This window comes from Pedococcus bigeumensis (assembly GCF_039531795.1).
In the GTDB taxonomy this organism is placed as follows: Bacteria; Actinomycetota; Actinomycetes; order Actinomycetales; family Dermatophilaceae; genus Pedococcus; species Pedococcus bigeumensis.
The window spans coordinates 552347-567657 of record NZ_BAAAQS010000001.1; the positions used below are offsets into that span (position 1 = coordinate 552347).

The window sequence follows — 15311 nt, forward strand, 5'->3', positions numbered from 1 at the left end:
GCCCGGCTAGAGTCCGGATGGCGGAACGACGACCGTCCACGTAGTGGTCACCCGTCACGATGGGCCAGACCGTGAGACAGCCCCACGAGGGCGCGAGGAGCAGGTGTGAGTGAGAGCCAGCAGGTGACGGCGGAGGAGCCCCTCAAGGTGGCGCTCCTCGGGTGTGGTGTCGTCGGGTCCTCGGTCGCACGCATGCTCACCGAGCACGCGGACGACCTGGCTGCGCGGGTCGGACGTCCCCTGGAGCTGATCGGCATCGCCGTGCGCCGGGCCGGGAAGGACCGCTCGGAGCTGCCGGTCGACCCGGCGCTGTTCACCACCGACGCCGAGTCGATCATCACGCGGGCCGACATCGTCATCGAGGTGATCGGTGGCATCGAACCGGCCCGCAGCCTCATCGAGCTCGCCATGAAGAGCGGTGCCTCGGTCGTGTCGGCCAACAAGGCACTGCTCGCCGAGGCGGGCCCGGCGCTCTACGCCGAGGCCGCCGAGCACGGGGTCGACCTCTACTACGAGGCGGCCGTCGCCGGGGCGATCCCCATCCTGCGCCCGATCCGCGAGTCGCTCGCCGGTGACGAGGTGCGCAAGGTCATCGGGATCGTCAACGGCACCACCAACTACGTCCTCGACAAGATGGACACGACGGGTCAGGGCTTCGCCGAGGCGGTCGAGCAGGCCCAGGCCCTGGGGTACGCCGAGGCCGACCCGACCGCCGACGTCGAGGGCTTCGACGCCGCAGCCAAGGCCGCGATCCTCGCCTCCCTGGCCTTCCACACCCGGGTGTCGAGCGACCAGGTCTACCGCGAGGGCATCACCGAGGTCAGCGCCGCCGATGTCCAGGCTGCGCGCGAGATGGACTGTGTCGTCAAGCTACTCGCCATCTGCGAGCGCACCGAGACCGTCGGCGCCGACGGCACGACGACAGCCGGGGTGAGCGTCCGCGTGCACCCGGCGATGATCCCGCGGTCGCACCCGCTCGGTGGCGTCCGTGACGCCTTCAACGCCGTCTTCGTCGAGGCCGACGCCGCCGGTCAGCTCATGTTCTACGGCAAGGGAGCCGGCGGTGACCCCACGGCCAGTGCCGTCCTCGGTGACGTCGTCGCCGTGGCCCGTCACCGCGTGGGTGGTGGGCGCGGCCACGGCGAGTCCGCCTACGCCGACCTGCCCGTCCTCGAGATGGGGCAGGCGATGACCAGGTACCACATCAGCCTCGACGTGGCCGACCGTCCGGGCGTCCTCGCCCAGGTCGCGACCTCGTTCGCGGAGCACGGGGTGTCCATCGAGACGGTGCGCCAGCACATCATCGCGGCGGAGCCCCAGGGCCCGGACGGCGACGTGGGTGAGACCCGTGCGAACCTCATCGTCGTGACCCACACCGCCCCCGACGCTGCGCTGTCCGCCACCGTCCAGGCCCTGATGGGGCTCGACACCGTCCGCGAGGTCGTGTCCGTGATGCGGGTGGAGGGCGCCTGATGGCCACCCTGTGGCGCGGCGTGATCCGTGAGTACGCCGACCGCCTGCCGATGCTCGCGGGTGCACCGGTGGTGACGCTCCAGGAGGGCGGCACCCCGCTGATCCCGGCAGAGCACCTGTCGCAGCTGACCGGGGCGGACGTCTTCGTGAAGTACGAGGGGCTCAACCCCACGGCGTCGTTCAAGGACCGCGGCATGACCGCGGCGATCTCGATGGCCGCCAAGAACGGCGCCAAGGCGGTGATCTGCGCGTCGACCGGCAACACCAGCGCCAGCGCCGCGGCATACGCCACCAAGGCCGGCATGACGTGTGCCGTGCTCGTGCCCGACGGCAAGATCGCCATGGGCAAGCTCAGCCAGGCCATCGCCCACGGCGCGACCCTGCTGCAGGTGGACGGCAACTTCGACGACTGCCTCACGCTGGCGCGCAAGCTCGCCGAGTCCTACCCCGTCGAGCTGGTGAACTCGGTGAACCCGGCCCGGATCGAGGGCCAGAAGACCGCGTCGTTCGAGGTCGTCGACGCGCTCGGCGACGCCCCCGACATCCACTGCCTGCCGGTCGGCAACGCCGGCAACATCACGGCCTACTGGCGGGGCTACCGCGAGTACCACCGTGGCAGCGAGCAGCCCGGCCCGGCGACGAAGCTCCCGCAGATGTGGGGTTTCCAGGCAGCCGGCGCCGCGCCGATCGTCCTCGGTCACCCGGTCGACGACCCCGACACGATCGCCACGGCCATCCGCATCGGCAACCCCGCATCCTGGAAGCAGGCCGAGGCGGCCCGCGACGAGTCCGGTGGCCGCATCGAGTCCGTCACCGACGAGCAGATCCTCGCCGCCCACCGCATCCTCAGTGCCCGGGAGGGCATCTTCGTCGAGCCCGGGTCGGCGGCATCGGTCGCGGGTCTCCTGCAGGCGGCCGAGGCGGGCCAGGTCCCCGCCGGCGCCACGATCGTCTGCACGGTCACCGGTCACGGCCTGAAGGACCCGCAGTGGGCCCTGCGCAACGCAGACGGCTCCGAGGTCACCCCCACCCGGGTCCAGGTCGACGCGTTCACGGCGGCGCAGGCGCTGGGTCTGCAGGACTGATGGCCGAGCTCGCCGTCGGCAGCTCGGTCCGGGCGCGGGTGCCGGCCAGCAGTGCCAACCTCGGGCCGGGCTTCGACTCGATCGGGCTCGCCCTCGGTCTCTGGGACACCTGTGTCGCCACGGTCACCGGTGAGCCCGGCATCACGGTCGACGTCGAGGGTGAGGGGGCGGCGGACGTCCCGCGCGACGCCACCCACCTCGTGGTGCGCTCCATGCTTCGGGCCTGGGACGAGCTCGGGGCCACGCCACCGCCCGGCCTGCACCTGAGCTGTGTCAACGAGGTGCCGCACGGTCGTGGGCTCGGTTCGTCGGCGACCGCGATCGTGACGGGGATCGTTGCAGCACAAGGACTTCTCGACGTATGCCGCGGCGTCACGGACGGTCCCGACCTCACCTTTGCGAACAACCTCGCAGCGCGCCTCGAGGGTCACCCCGACAACTCCTCGGCTTCGGTCTACGGGGGGCTGACCCTGTCGTGGTCCGACTCGCCCGACGACGGGACGCGCACCCTGCGTCTGCACCCACACCCCGAGGTGCGCGCGTTGGTGCTGGTGCCGGCGACCCAGCTGTCGACGGCGAAGGCCCGGTCGGTCCTGCCGACCCAGATCCGCCACGGTGACGCCGCGCTGAACTCCGCGCGAGCCGCGCTCCTCGTGCAGGCGCTGACCAGCCATCCTGAGCACCTGCTCGACGCCACCCGCGAGTGGCTCCACCAGGAGGCTCGACGCGACTCGTTCGCGGCGTCCATGGACCTCGTCGACGCCCTGCGCGGCGCGGGCCACGCGGCCGTGATCTCCGGCGCGGGACCCTCCGTCCTGGTCCTCACCCGCGGCGACGCGTCAGCCGCCGTCAGGGCCCTGACCAGCGACGACTGGACGATGCTGGACCCGGGCATCCCCGAGACAGGGGCGCAGGTCAGCGACCTGACACGCGGCGAGGACGGCTGACGAGGACACGTGCCGAGGATCCGGGGACAGTGGCCTGCCGCGGCAGCCAACGGTGTTACATTGTGAGCGCACTCGCAGCCGATGCCTCCTCTTGCGCATCCAGTAGCGGGCTGCACCCACCACATGTCGGCGGCCTCGGCGCTGCCACGCCTCGCTGTGCTGCATGTGGCTCCATCGGTCAGCACGCCTGGCCCAAGCACCGGTCCGGGATCTGAACACCGGCCGCGAACGAGGGGGAAGGATCCTTCGTGACAGACACCACCACTCTCGACACTGCGGGTACGCAGGACGAGAAGCCGCGCCGCTCCGGCGCGCTCGCCACCATGAAGGTGGCCGAGCTCCAGGGCCTGGCCGCGAGCATGGGCATCACCGGCACGGCCAAGATGCGCAAGGGTGACCTCGTCACCGCCATCAAGGACCGCCAGTCGGGAGCAGGCGCGCCCGCCCGTCGCAGCGCCCCGCCCCAGGAGCAGCGGACCCAGGAGCAGCGGCCCCAGGAGCAGCGGACCCAGGAGCGCCCGGCGCAGGCCGAGGCGCCCGCGGCAGCCGAGCCGCAGCAGGCCCGCGGGGACCGCCAGGACCGCGCCCAGCGTGCCGAGCGCGCTGACCGTGCCGTCCGCGAGCAGGTCGACCTGGCCGAGGGCCGGGCACCGCAGGGCGGTGAGACCGGCACGGACGAACCGCGGCAGGACCGCGGCGACCGTCAGCGGGGCGATCGGCAGAACCGCACCCGGGCTGGCCGCCAGCAGGCCGACCGCCAGCAGGCTGACCGCCAGCAGGCTGACCGCCAGCACCGCGACGACCGTCAACAGGCCGAGCGCGAACAGGCTGACCGCCAGCAGGGCGACCGCCAGCAGGGCGACCGCGAGCAGGCCGACCGGCAGTCGAGCGACCGGCAGCAGGCCGACAGGCAGTCGAGCGACCGGCAGCGCGGCGAGCGCTCCCTCCGCGACCAGCAGCAGGACCAGGCCGCATCGGACCTCGACGACCGCCAGCAGGACCGCCAGCAGGGTGACCGCCGCGAGCGCCAGACCCGCGACGACCGCCAGCAGGACCGTCAGCAGGACCGCCAGAACCGCGACGACCGTCAGCAGGGTGACCGCGACGACCGCGATGACCGCGGCAGTCGCAGCCAGGGCAACCAGACCCAGCACGGCGGCCAGGGCCAGGGCCAGGGTTACGACGACGACGGCGAGGGTCGCGGCGGTCGCCGTCGCAACCGCAACCGCAACCGCAACCGCGACAAGCGGGGCCAGCGTGGCGACTTCGGCAGCGACTACGACCACGAGCCGATGGTCGAGGAGGACGACGTCCTCGTGCCGGTGGCCGGCATCCTCGACGTCCTCGACAACTACGCGTTCGTGCGCACGTCCGGCTACCTGCCGGGCCCGGGCGACGTCTACGTCCCCCTGGGGATGGTGAAGAAGAACGGCATGCGCAAGGGTGACGCCGTCACCGGTGCCGTCAAGGCCCAGCGTGAGGACGCCCAGCAGAGCCAGCGCCAGAAGTTCAACGCGCTGGTCCGCCTCGACACCGTCAACGGGATGTCGCCCGACGACGCCCGCAAGCGCGTCGAGTTCGGCAAGCTCACGCCGCTCTACCCGCAGCAGCGGCTGCGCCTCGAGACCGACCCCAGCATCCTGACCACGCGGGTCATCGACCTGGTCGCACCCATCGGCAAGGGCCAGCGCGGCCTCATCGTCGCCCCGGCCAAGGCCGGCAAGACCATGGTCATGCAGGCCATCGCCAACGCGATCACGACGAACAACCCCGAGTGCCACCTCATGGTCGTCCTCGTCGACGAACGGCCCGAAGAGGTCACCGACATGCAGCGCGCGGTCAAGGGTGAGGTCATCTCCTCGACCTTCGACCGTCCTGCCGAGGACCACACGACGGTCGCCGAGCTGGCCATCGAGCGGGCCAAGCGCCTCGTCGAGATGGGTCACGACGTCGTCGTGCTCCTCGACTCGATCACCAAGCTCGGACGCGCCTACAACCTGGCCGCCCCGGCGAGCGGCCGGATCCTGTCCGGCGGTGTCGACTCCGCGGCGCTCTACCCGCCCAAGAAGTTCTTCGGCGCGGCCCGCAACATCGAGAACGGCGGCTCGCTCACCATCCTGGCGACCGCCCTCGTGGAGACCGGCTCGCGGATGGACGAGGTGATCTTCGAGGAGTTCAAGGGCACCGGCAACATGGAGCTCAAGCTCGACCGTGGCCTGGCCAACCGCCGGATCTTCCCGGCGGTCGACATCAACAACTCGGGCACGCGCAAGGAGGAGATCCTCCTGTCGGGCGACGAGCTCAAGATCATGTGGAAGCTCCGCCGGGTCCTGGCCGCGCTCGACCAGCAGCAGGGCATCGAGCTGCTCATCGACCGGATCAAGAAGACGAAGAGCAACATGGAGTTCCTCATGCAGGTCCAGCAGAACTCCTCGATCCGCATCGACGACGAGGCCAAGGACTGACGTCCGAAGCCGCTCGACCTGACGAGGGCCCGGTGCCGAAGAGGCGCCGGGCCTTCGTCGTGTCGTCAGCGTGTCGTCCGTCGTGGCGTCCGTGGTGTCGCCCGAGGTGGCGTCGGTTGCGACGTCCGTGGCGGGGGACGTCCGGTGGCGGGACCTCTGTGGGTTTGCTGTGCAGTGCCGTCGGAGACCCCGATGTGCGCGAAGAACCGTCCCTGAGCCCGTACATTTGGTGTGGGCTCATCCATTTGCATGACGACGAGAGGACTGGCAGTGACCGCGGCTGAGGGAATCCGAGTGCTCGTCGCCGACGACGACCCGGACATTCGCGACCTGGTGGAGTTCAAGCTCACCCAGGCCGGGTATGCCGTGCAGGCGGTGGCCGACGGCCTGAGCGCCTGGGAGGCGTTCCAGGCGGAGCCGCCGGCGCTGGTCATCCTCGACGTGATGATGCCGGGCCTCTCGGGTATCGACGTCCTGCGCAAGATCCGGGAGAGCGGCGCGGCCGCGGTGCCGGTCCTGATGCTCAGCGCCAAGTCGCGTGACAGCGACGTGGACACCGGCTTCGCGGTGGGTGCCGACGACTACGTGATCAAACCGTTCAGCCCCCGAGAGCTGCTGCACCGCGTCAACGGGATCCTGGCCCGCGTCAGGTGAGCGCCCGCGGCGTCCTTTGGGGTTCCTGCGCCCTGGTCGTGCTGGCGTGCCTCGCCCTCCTGGTCCTGATCGTCACCACGAAGCTGACGCGCACCCGGCGTGACCGGCGGACCTCGGCCCTGGTCGCCCCGCACCGGACGGACCTGCTCGCCGTGGCCTCGGGCGAGGACCAGGACGGGGTGCACCGCGACGCGCTGATCGCCGTGGACGGGCCGGCGCGGGACGCGCTGGACGACGCGGTGGTCGACCTGCTGGCCAAGGTCCGCGGTGTCCCGGCGGAGGAGCTCGCCTCGGTCCTGCTCGCGCACGGCGCGGTGGATCGGGCCCCCCACGACCTCAAGCACCACAACACCATCCGTCGGGCCCGCGCTGCGCACATCCTCGGGCTCTGCCACGTGGGGGCGGCCCTGCCCCTGATCGTGGACGCCCTGCGCGACCCCGCGCCCGAGGTGCGCGTGGCCGCCACTCGCGCGCTCGGCCGCCTGGGGGAGCCCAGCGCCGCGCCGCCCCTCCTCGCCGCGGCCGGGGCGGAGCGGGCGGTCCCCGCCGGCCCGGCTGCCGATGCCCTGGAGCAGATGGGGGTCGGCATCGCCGACGCGCTGCGCGACGGCCTGCTGGCGACCAGCCCCACGACGCGCACCGTCTCGGCATACCTCAGTGGGGAAGGGAGCTTCACGCGGTCCATCGACCTGCTGCGACTCTCGCTCACGACGGACGAGGACCCGCTCGTCCGCGCCACCTCGGCCGTGGCGCTGGGGCGGATGGGGCGAGCGGGTGATGTGGCCGTGCTGCTCGAGGGCACGGGTGAGCAGCAGCCGAGCGGGCTGCGCCGGGCCTGTGCGGCGGCGCTGGGCGACCTCGGCGACCCCTCGGCCGTCGACGGGCTGCGCGAGCTGCTGGCCGACCCCGACCCGCGGCTCGCCGAGATCGCCGCCACCTCGCTGCTGAGGCTGGGCCCGGCCGGCCGCGCCGCGCTGGACGGTGCGCCGACCAACGCCTCCGTCGAGAGCGCGCGGGCCGTGGCCCGGCTGCAGGGGAGCCCGTCATGAGCTGGGACGGCTTCGTCGACGGCCTGCGCGAGGTCGTGGTGTGGCTGATGCACGTCACGTCGCTGCCGATCCTCGTCTACTTCGCGCTCATCAACCTCTCCTACCTGGCGCTCATCGTGCTTGCCTTCGTCGACTTCCGGGCCCAGCACCGGCGTCGGGAGGCGGTCGTCGAGACCTTCGGGGGAGCGCTGACGCCGGGCGTCTCACTCGTCGTCCCGGCGTACAACGAGGAGGCCGTGATCGTCACGGCGGTGCAGGCGCTGCTGTCGCTGCGCTATCCGCGCCACGAGGTCGTCGTGGTCGACGACGGCAGCACCGACGCGACGTTCGCACGGCTGCAGGCCGCGTTCGACCTCGTCCCCATCCCGCGCGAGATCCCGCAGGACGTGCCCACCCGCGCGCGGGTCATCGACGTGCACCTGCCCCGCGACGGCCGGACGCGCCTCGTCGTCGTGCGCAAGGAGAACTCGGGGCGCTCCGAGGCCATCAACGTGGGGGTCAACGCCGCGACCGAGCCGCTGGTCACCATGGTGGACGCCGACTCCATCCTCGAGCCGGATGCGCTGCTCCGGGTCACCCAGCCGTTCTCGGACGACCCGAACCGGATGGTCGCCGCAGGCGGGGCGATCCGTCCGGTCAACGGGAGCCGGGTGGTGTCCGGGCGCATCGTCAAGGTCCAGATGCCCACGTCGTGGCTGGCCAGGGTCCAGGTCGTGGAGTACCTGCGTGCCTTCCTCCTCGGGCGCACCGGGTGGGCGCGGATCGGGGCCCTGATCCTGATCAGCGGCGCCTTCGGCATCTTCCGGCGCGACGTCATCGTCGAGGTCGGCGGGCTCGACCCCGAGAGCATCGGCGAGGACTTCGAGCTGGTCCTGCGGATCCACCGCAAGCTGCGCGACGAGGGCCGTGACTACCGCGTGGCGTTCGTCCCCGAGCCCGTGCTGTGGACCGAGGTCCCGTCCACCGTCTCGGTCCTGCGCAGCCAGCGCCGACGCTGGCACCGCGGCCTGTGGGAGACGTTGTGGGCCTACCGCGGCATGCTCCTGCGACCGCGCTACGGCCGGGTCGGGTTCGTGGCGCTGCCGTACTTCTGGATCTTCGAGCTCTTCGCGCCGGTGCTGGAGCTGTTCGGCATCATCATCGTCCCCCTGGCCTTGGCCCTCCACGTCGTGAACCTCCCCTACGCCATCCTCTTCCTGGTGCTCGCCTACGGCCTGGCCGTCCTGGTGACGCTGTCGGCGATGGCTGCCGAGGAGTGGGCCTTCCACCGGCACGAGCGGTGGCGTGACCTCGGCCTGACGCTCCTGGCCTCGGTGCTCGAGAACCTCGGCTTCCGGCAGCTCACCGTCTGGTGGCGGCTGGAGGGCTGGTGGGCCAGCCTGCGGCGCAAGAAGCAGGTGTGGGGGGTCATGACCCGCACGGGCTTCGACGAGGATCCGCAGTGACCCAGCTCGCGCGCCGGTCGGTCTCCGGCCAGCTCAAGGTCCTCGGCCTCTCCCTCGTCCTGTTGTTCCCCGTCGTCGCCGCGGCGTCAGCATCGAACATCGCCGCCCAGAGCCGTGACCTCCAGTCGCTGACGCTGTCCTACGGCCCGGCCTTCGACGCCAACAACGCCGTCCTCATCGAGATGACCGAAGCCAACGCCGGGTGGAGCCAGCTGGTGGGCGGCTCCGCCCCGCTGACGCGCTACCGCCTCAAGCGCGACCAGGTCTCCGCTGACCTCGCCACCGTCGAGCGCACCCTGGGGTCGGCCTCGCTGCCGGTCGAGAAGCGCACCAGGTATGCCGCGTTGCTGGACACCCAGCGCGCCGAGGTCGACGCGTGGTTCAGGGCCGCGGAGGCCGCCGAGGTCGGCGACCAGGTCCCGCTATCGTCGCGCAGCATCCTCGAGGCCGAGGCGATAGAGCAGTTCCGGTTCTTCCGCGACAGCAACCGGGGTCTGACCGAGGCCATCCGACTCGAGCGGGACGCGGCCAAGGAGGGAGCGCGCGACTCCGTGCGGCGCATCGTGGCCATCGCGGCCGGCACGATGGTGCTGGCGATGGCCGTCGTGCTCGGTGGTTGGCGGCTGCTGCAGCGATCGGTCAGCGGCCCGCTGGAGCGGTTGCGATCGGTCGTCGAACGGCAGCGCGCCGGCGACCGCGAGGCCCTGGCCGAAACCGACACCGGGGCAGCGGAGGTCCGCGGGCTGGCTGCCGACTTCAACGGCCTGACCCGCTCCAACCGGGTGCTCCAGGAGCAGCAGGCGGCCGTGCTGCTCGCGCACCAGCTGGCGCTCGACGTCGCCCGCGTCGTGCACGGGGCGCCAGACCTGGACACCACCCTCGAGGTCGTGGTGGCGATGCTCGGCGAGGGGCTGGCGGTCGACCGCATCCTGCTCTACACGCACGACGACTCGGGGGCGATCACCCAGCGCACGCAGTGGCACCGCTACGACCTGCCCGAGCTGCCGACCCTCCCGCCCTCCCTGGCCGGTGAGGTCAAGGCCGTGGGCGACGAGCTGCGCCGGCAGGCCACCGTCTTCGTGCTCTCGGACTTCCTCGACCCCGAGGTGCAGGCGCAGGAGCGGGCCGAGCGCTTCTACCGGGCGACGGGTGCCAAGTCCCTCCTGATGGTGCCCGTGGGGATCGGTGAGCAGGGGCTGGGGGTGTTGTCGCTGATGACGGTCGACACACCGCGTCGCTGGCGTCGCTACGAGATCCAGGCGGTGCAGCAGTGCGCCGGCTACGTCGCCCAGTCGATCGTCGACCTGCGGCTGCGCGAGATGCGCGAGACCCAGGTCGAGCAGCTGACCGCGCTCGACCGGCAGAAGACCGACTTCATGGCGACCGTGTCGCACGAGCTGCGCACCCCGCTGACCTCCATCAGCGGATACCTCGAGCTCCTCCAGGACGGCGACTACGGCGACCTCACGAGTGCCCAGCTCGGCGCGCTCGACATCATCGGCCGCAACGCCCACCGGCTGCGTGGGCTGATCGAGGACCTGCTGGTCCTCAACAAGATCGAGGTCACGGGTCTGGAGTCATCGACCGAGGACGTCGAGGTCGACGCCCTGGTGGCCGGCGTGGCCGACCTGCTCCGTCCGGTGGCCGACGCCGCAGGGGTGTCCCTCGTCGTCGACGCCGTCGACCCGGCGCTGAGCATCCGGGTCGACCGCGGGCAGCTCGAACGCAGCCTGATCAACCTCGGGTCCAACGCCGTGAAGTTCACCCCCGCGGGTGGGCAGGCGACGATCGCCGCGAACCGGGTCGAGGACCAGGTGGTGATCACCGTGACCGACACCGGCATCGGAATCCCGGAGAAGGACCTCCCCGACCTCTTCGGCCGGTTCTTCCGGGCCTCGAACGCCACGGCCGCGGCGATCCCCGGCACCGGGCTGGGCCTGGCGATCGTGCGAGCGATCGTCGAAGGGCACGGCGGCGAGCTCCAGGTCGACTCGGTCGAGGACCGGGGGACCGTGATGACGGTGCTGCTCCCGGCCGGGAATGGCAGACCCGTTCCTGCCGTTTAGGAGATGTGCGCCGCTCTCTGGCACACTTGACTGCTGACCGGTTCACGGCATGGACACCTCCAGGGCAACCCGCCCAGCCGACCCGGCCACATTGACTCAAGGAGCACGCTTTGCAGAAGGACATCCACCCCGAGTACGTCGAGACCACGGTGAGCTGCACCTGTGGGTCCACGTTCACGACTCGCAGCACCGCGACGTCCGGCGTCATCCGCGCCGAGGTGTGCTCGCAGTGCCACCCGTTCTACACCGGCAAGCAGAAGATCCTCGACACCGGTGGCCGCGTGGCCCGGTTCGAGGCCCGCTACGGCAAGAAGGCCGCTGCCGAGAGCAAGTAGCTTTCCCGATGCGCCGGTCCTGACCCTCTGGGGTCGGGGCCGGCGCACTGCTTTCCCCGCGCACCCGCGGCACCGCACCAACCGCAGCACCGCACCCCACCCGCAGCACCGCACGACCACCCCGCACCACCTCAGGAGCCCCCATGTTGGAGTCCGCCGCCGCACTGGTCCACGAGCACGCCGACCTCGAGAAGCAGCTGGCCGACCCCGAGGTGTTCGCCGACCAGGGCCTGGTCCGCAAGCTGAACAAGCGGTACGCCGCGCTGGCACCCACCGTCGCGGCATACCACGCGTGGCACGCGGCGACCGATGACCTGGCCGCCGCGCGCGAGCTCGCCACCGAGGACGCCGGCTTCGCCGCGGAGGTGCCCAGCCTCGAGGCGCGGCTGGCCGAGACCGAGGAGGTGCTGCGGCGCCTGCTCATCCCGCGTGACCCCGACGACGACCGCGACGTGATCCTCGAGGTGAAGGCCGGGGAGGGCGGTGAGGAGTCGGCGCTGTTCGCCGGCGACCTGCTGCGGATGTACCTGCGCTACGCCGAGCGGCGGGGGTGGAGGACCGAGGTCATCGACGCGACCGAGTCCGACCTCGGTGGCTACAAGGACGTGCAGGTGGCCGTGAAGGCCAAGGGCACGCCCCAGCCGGGCGAGGCCCCGTGGGCGCGGCTGAAGTACGAGGGCGGCGTGCACCGGGTGCAGCGCGTGCCCGTGACCGAGAGCCAGGGACGGATCCACACCTCCGCGGCCGGCGTCCTGGTGATGCCCGAGGCCGAGGACGTCGAGGTCACCATCGACCCGAACGACCTCAAGATCGACGTCTACCGGTCGTCGGGCCCGGGCGGCCAGTCGGTCAACACGACGGACTCGGCGGTCCGCATCACCCACCTCCCGACCGGCGTCGTGGTGTCGTGCCAGAACGAGAAGAGCCAGCTCCAGAACAAGGAGTCGGCCATGCGGGTGCTGCGCGCCCGACTGCACGCGCTCGCCAAGGAGGCGGCCGACGCCGAGGCCAGCGCCGCTCGCCGCTCGCAGGTCCGCACGGTCGACCGCAGCGAACGCATCCGCACCTACAACTTCCCGGAGAACCGCATCTCCGACCACCGCACCGGCTACAAGTCCTACAACCTCGACACGGTGCTCGACGGTGACCTCGAGGCCGTGGTCCAGTCCGCCGTCGACGCCGACGAGGCCGCGCAGATGGCCGCCGTCGCCGACGGCGCGGGTCAGTGACGACCCTCCGGTCTGAGGTGCTGCGGGCCACCGCCGCGCTCGCTGACGACGGTGTGCCATCACCCGAGGCCGACGCCATCGCCTTGGCCGCGTGGGCCCTCGGCAGCGACGTCGCCGACGTGCGGCGCCGCATGGTGATGCTCGACGAGGCCGACGCGGGGTTCCTCGACACCTACGCCGGGCTCGTGGCGGAGCGCGGAGCCCGCATTCCCTTGCAGCACCTGACCGGACGAGCCGGGTTCCGCCGGCTGGAGCTGAGCGTCGGGCCGGGCGTCTTCGTGCCCCGGCCCGAGACCGAGTTCGTGGCCGGACTGGCGATCGAGGCAGCCCTGGCCCTCGAGGCACCCGTCGTGGTCGACCTGTGCACGGGTTCGGGAGCGATCGCTCTCGCCGTCGCCGACGAGGTGCCGTCGGCGACGGTGTATGCCGTGGAGCTGGGTCGCGAGGCGCACGCCTGGGCGGAGCGCAACGTCAGCGACTCCGGCCTCGCGGTCGACCTGCGGCTCGGCGACGCGACCGAGGCCTTCCCCGAGCTGGACGGCACGGTCGACGTCGTGGTGGCGAACCCGCCCTACATCCCGGTCGGGATGGTGCCGCTCGACCCCGAGGTGCGCGACCACGACCCGGAGCTCGCGCTCTTCGGCGGAAGTGCCGACGGGCTGGCCATCCCGCTCGCGGTGGCGGGGCGGGCGGCCGCGCTGCTGCGCCCGGGAGGTCTGCTGGTCATGGAGCACGCCGACAGCCAGGGGGTGAGCCTGCCGCACGCGCTGGGACGCACGGGCGAGTGGACCGACGTCGTCGACCACGACGACCTCACCGGTCGGCCACGCGCCACAGTGGCCGTCCGCGCCTGAGCAGTGAGCGCCCTGGCGGTCCGCGCCTGAGCGGGTCGGCGCCTGGGCGGTCCGCACCGCAACGGAGGACCTTCCGGCAGCGGCTCAGCGGGCAGCCAGGCCGCTCAGCAGGAGGTGGTACACGGCCTCGAGCTGCTCGTCGAGCCCGGGCTCGCCCCACTCGCCGGCGTGAGCCGGGTGGTGGAAGCGCGCCGTGGCGTGCAGGACCGCCAGGCCGACGGCCGCCGCGTCGCCCCGGGCGAACTCCCCGTCCGCCATCCCATCGGCCACGATCCGGCCCAGCTGGTCCGCGAGGTGCTCGACGTGCGCGGCCACGACCTCCCTCGACTGAAGGGTCAGCTCGTGGAAGGTCTCGAACAGCTCGGGGTCGCCGGTGGCCATCCCCTGCTTGGTGCCCGCCAGCAGCACCAGCCAGTCGTGCAACCGGCGAGACGCCTTGCCCCGGCGCGTGACGATGACCTCGAGCGGCTCCGACACCCGGGCCAGCCAGCGCTCCGTGACCGCGTCGCGCAGCGCCGCCTTGCTCGGGAAGTGCCGGTAGACGCTGCCGTGGCTGACGTCGAGCGCACGGGCCACGTCGACCACGGAGGCCTTCGCGGGGCCGAACCGGCGCAGCACGTCCTCGGCCGTGTCGAGGATCGTCTCGGCCGTCAGCGGTTCCGCCACGCTCACCTCTCGCTGTCGAGGTACGACATCTGCATCGCGTCGTACCGGGTGCCGGCGGCCGCGTCCGCAGGGACGGCGGCCTCGATCGCGGCGAGGTCATTGTGACCCAGCTGCAGGTCCAGCGCGCCGAGCGACTCGCTCAGCCGGTCACGACGGCGGGCGCCGACCAGCGGGACGATGTCCTGGCCTCGGGAGAGCACCCAGGCGATCGCCACCTGGGCCACGCTGGCGCCGCGCTCCTGCGCGACCGAGCGCAGGGCCTCGACCAGGGCGAGGTTGCGCTCCAGGTTCTCGGCGCTGAACCGGGGGAGGTGCCCGCGGAAGTCCCGGGCCGCGCGGTCCGCGCTCCAGTGGCCGGAGATGAGCCCGCGGGAGAGCACGCCGTATGCGGTGACGCCGATGCCGAGGTCGCGCGCTGTCGGGAGGATGTCGTCCTCGATGCCCCGGGAGATCAGGGAGTACTCGATCTGCAGGTCGGTGATGGGGTGCACGGCGTGGGCCCGGCGCAGGGTGTCGGCGCCCACCTCGGAGAGGCCGATGTGCCGGATGTGGCCCGCCTGCACCAGCTCGGCGAGCGCGCCCACGGTCTCCTCGATCGGGATGCTGACGTCGGTCCGGGCCGGCCGGTAGATGTCGATGTGGTCGGTGCCGAGGCGGCGCAGGCTGTAGGCGAGGAAGTTCTTGATCGCTGCGGGACGGGTGTCGACGCCGTTCCAGCTGCCGTCGGGGCCGCGCAGGGCGCCGAACTTGACGCTGATCACGGCATTCTCGCGGTTGCGGCCGCGGAGGGCGTCGCGCAGCAGGAGCTCGTTGTGCCCCATGCCGTAGAAGTCGCCGGTGTCGAGCAGGGTGACGCCGGCGTCGAGCGCGGCGTGGATGGTGGCCATGCTCTCCTGCTCGTCGGCAGGGCCGTAGAGGTCGGACATGCCCATGAGGCCGAGCCCGAGAGCCGACACGGTGGGTCCGGTCGACCCGAGGGTGCGCTGGGGGAGGTGGGTCATACCGACCACAATAGATGACAACTGACAGATATCAAAATCTGT

The 15311-nt window shown here is 71.7% G+C and carries 13 protein-coding genes; 11 read left to right on the forward strand and 2 right to left on the reverse strand.

The genetic code is table 11. The features are described from left to right. The first annotated feature begins 105 nt into the window (after nucleotides 1-105). The 11 genes from ABD262_RS02700 to prmC all read left to right on the forward strand — a co-directional run bounded on the left by ABD262_RS02700 (nucleotide 106) and on the right by prmC (nucleotide 13602). On the forward strand, nucleotides 106-1473 hold the full coding sequence (locus tag ABD262_RS02700) for a homoserine dehydrogenase (RefSeq protein ID WP_344130747.1): 1368 nt from the start codon (nucleotides 106-108) through the stop codon (nucleotides 1471-1473). Further along, nucleotides 1473-2558, forward strand: a complete 1086-nt coding sequence (gene thrC / locus ABD262_RS02705) for a threonine synthase (RefSeq protein ID WP_344130750.1) — start codon at nucleotides 1473-1475, stop codon at nucleotides 2556-2558. Before ABD262_RS02700 ends, thrC begins: the two co-directional genes overlap by 1 nt. Continuing rightward, nucleotides 2558-3505 carry a homoserine kinase gene (locus tag ABD262_RS02710; RefSeq protein ID WP_344130753.1) on the forward strand — a complete coding sequence of 316 codons (948 nt, stop codon included), beginning with the start codon at nucleotides 2558-2560 and terminating at the stop codon, nucleotides 3503-3505. The genes thrC and ABD262_RS02710 overlap by 1 nt, the downstream gene beginning before the upstream one ends. Nucleotides 3506-3753: 248 nt before the next feature. Continuing rightward, the gene (gene rho / locus ABD262_RS02715; protein WP_344130756.1) at nucleotides 3754-5970 is read left to right on the forward strand and encodes a transcription termination factor Rho; all 2217 of its coding nucleotides are present in this window, start codon (nucleotides 3754-3756) and stop codon (nucleotides 5968-5970) included. Between the two features lie 270 nt (nucleotides 5971-6240). Then, nucleotides 6241-6624: a response regulator transcription factor gene (locus tag ABD262_RS02720; RefSeq protein WP_344130759.1), complete on the forward strand. Its 384-nt coding sequence runs from the start codon at nucleotides 6241-6243 to the stop codon at nucleotides 6622-6624. Further along, on the forward strand, nucleotides 6621-7673 hold the full coding sequence (locus tag ABD262_RS02725; RefSeq protein WP_344130762.1) for a HEAT repeat domain-containing protein: 1053 nt from the start codon (nucleotides 6621-6623) through the stop codon (nucleotides 7671-7673). The genes ABD262_RS02720 and ABD262_RS02725 overlap by 4 nt, the downstream gene beginning before the upstream one ends. Beyond that, complete coding sequence (locus ABD262_RS02730) at nucleotides 7670-9118, forward strand: glycosyltransferase family 2 protein (protein ID WP_344130765.1); 1449 nt, start codon at nucleotides 7670-7672, stop codon at nucleotides 9116-9118. The genes ABD262_RS02725 and ABD262_RS02730 overlap by 4 nt, the downstream gene beginning before the upstream one ends. Further along, complete coding sequence (locus tag ABD262_RS02735) at nucleotides 9115-11184, forward strand: sensor histidine kinase (RefSeq protein ID WP_344130768.1); 2070 nt, start codon at nucleotides 9115-9117, stop codon at nucleotides 11182-11184. Before ABD262_RS02730 ends, ABD262_RS02735 begins: the two co-directional genes overlap by 4 nt. 110 nt (nucleotides 11185-11294) lie before the next feature. Next, entirely contained in the window at nucleotides 11295-11519 is a 225-nt protein-coding gene (gene rpmE, locus ABD262_RS02740) for a 50S ribosomal protein L31 (protein ID WP_056922415.1), read from the forward strand. A 143-nt stretch (nucleotides 11520-11662) separates the two neighbouring features. Beyond that, nucleotides 11663-12748, forward strand: a complete 1086-nt coding sequence (gene prfA / locus ABD262_RS02745) for a peptide chain release factor 1 (RefSeq protein WP_344130778.1) — start codon at nucleotides 11663-11665, stop codon at nucleotides 12746-12748. Nucleotides 12749-12765: 17 nt separating this feature from the next. Further along, complete coding sequence (gene prmC, locus ABD262_RS02750) at nucleotides 12766-13602, forward strand: peptide chain release factor N(5)-glutamine methyltransferase (protein WP_344130781.1); 837 nt, start codon at nucleotides 12766-12768, stop codon at nucleotides 13600-13602. 84 nt (nucleotides 13603-13686) lie between these two features. Here prmC and ABD262_RS02755 read toward each other — a convergent pair whose 3' ends face one another. Then, nucleotides 13687-14268 carry a TetR/AcrR family transcriptional regulator gene (locus ABD262_RS02755; RefSeq protein WP_344130784.1) on the reverse strand — a complete coding sequence of 194 codons (582 nt, stop codon included), beginning with the start codon at nucleotides 14266-14268 and terminating at the stop codon, nucleotides 13687-13689. 2 nt (nucleotides 14269-14270) lie between these two features. Then, nucleotides 14271-15269: an aldo/keto reductase gene (locus tag ABD262_RS02760; RefSeq protein ID WP_344130787.1), complete on the reverse strand. Its 999-nt coding sequence runs from the start codon at nucleotides 15267-15269 to the stop codon at nucleotides 14271-14273. Between the last annotated feature and the right edge of the window lie 42 nt (nucleotides 15270-15311).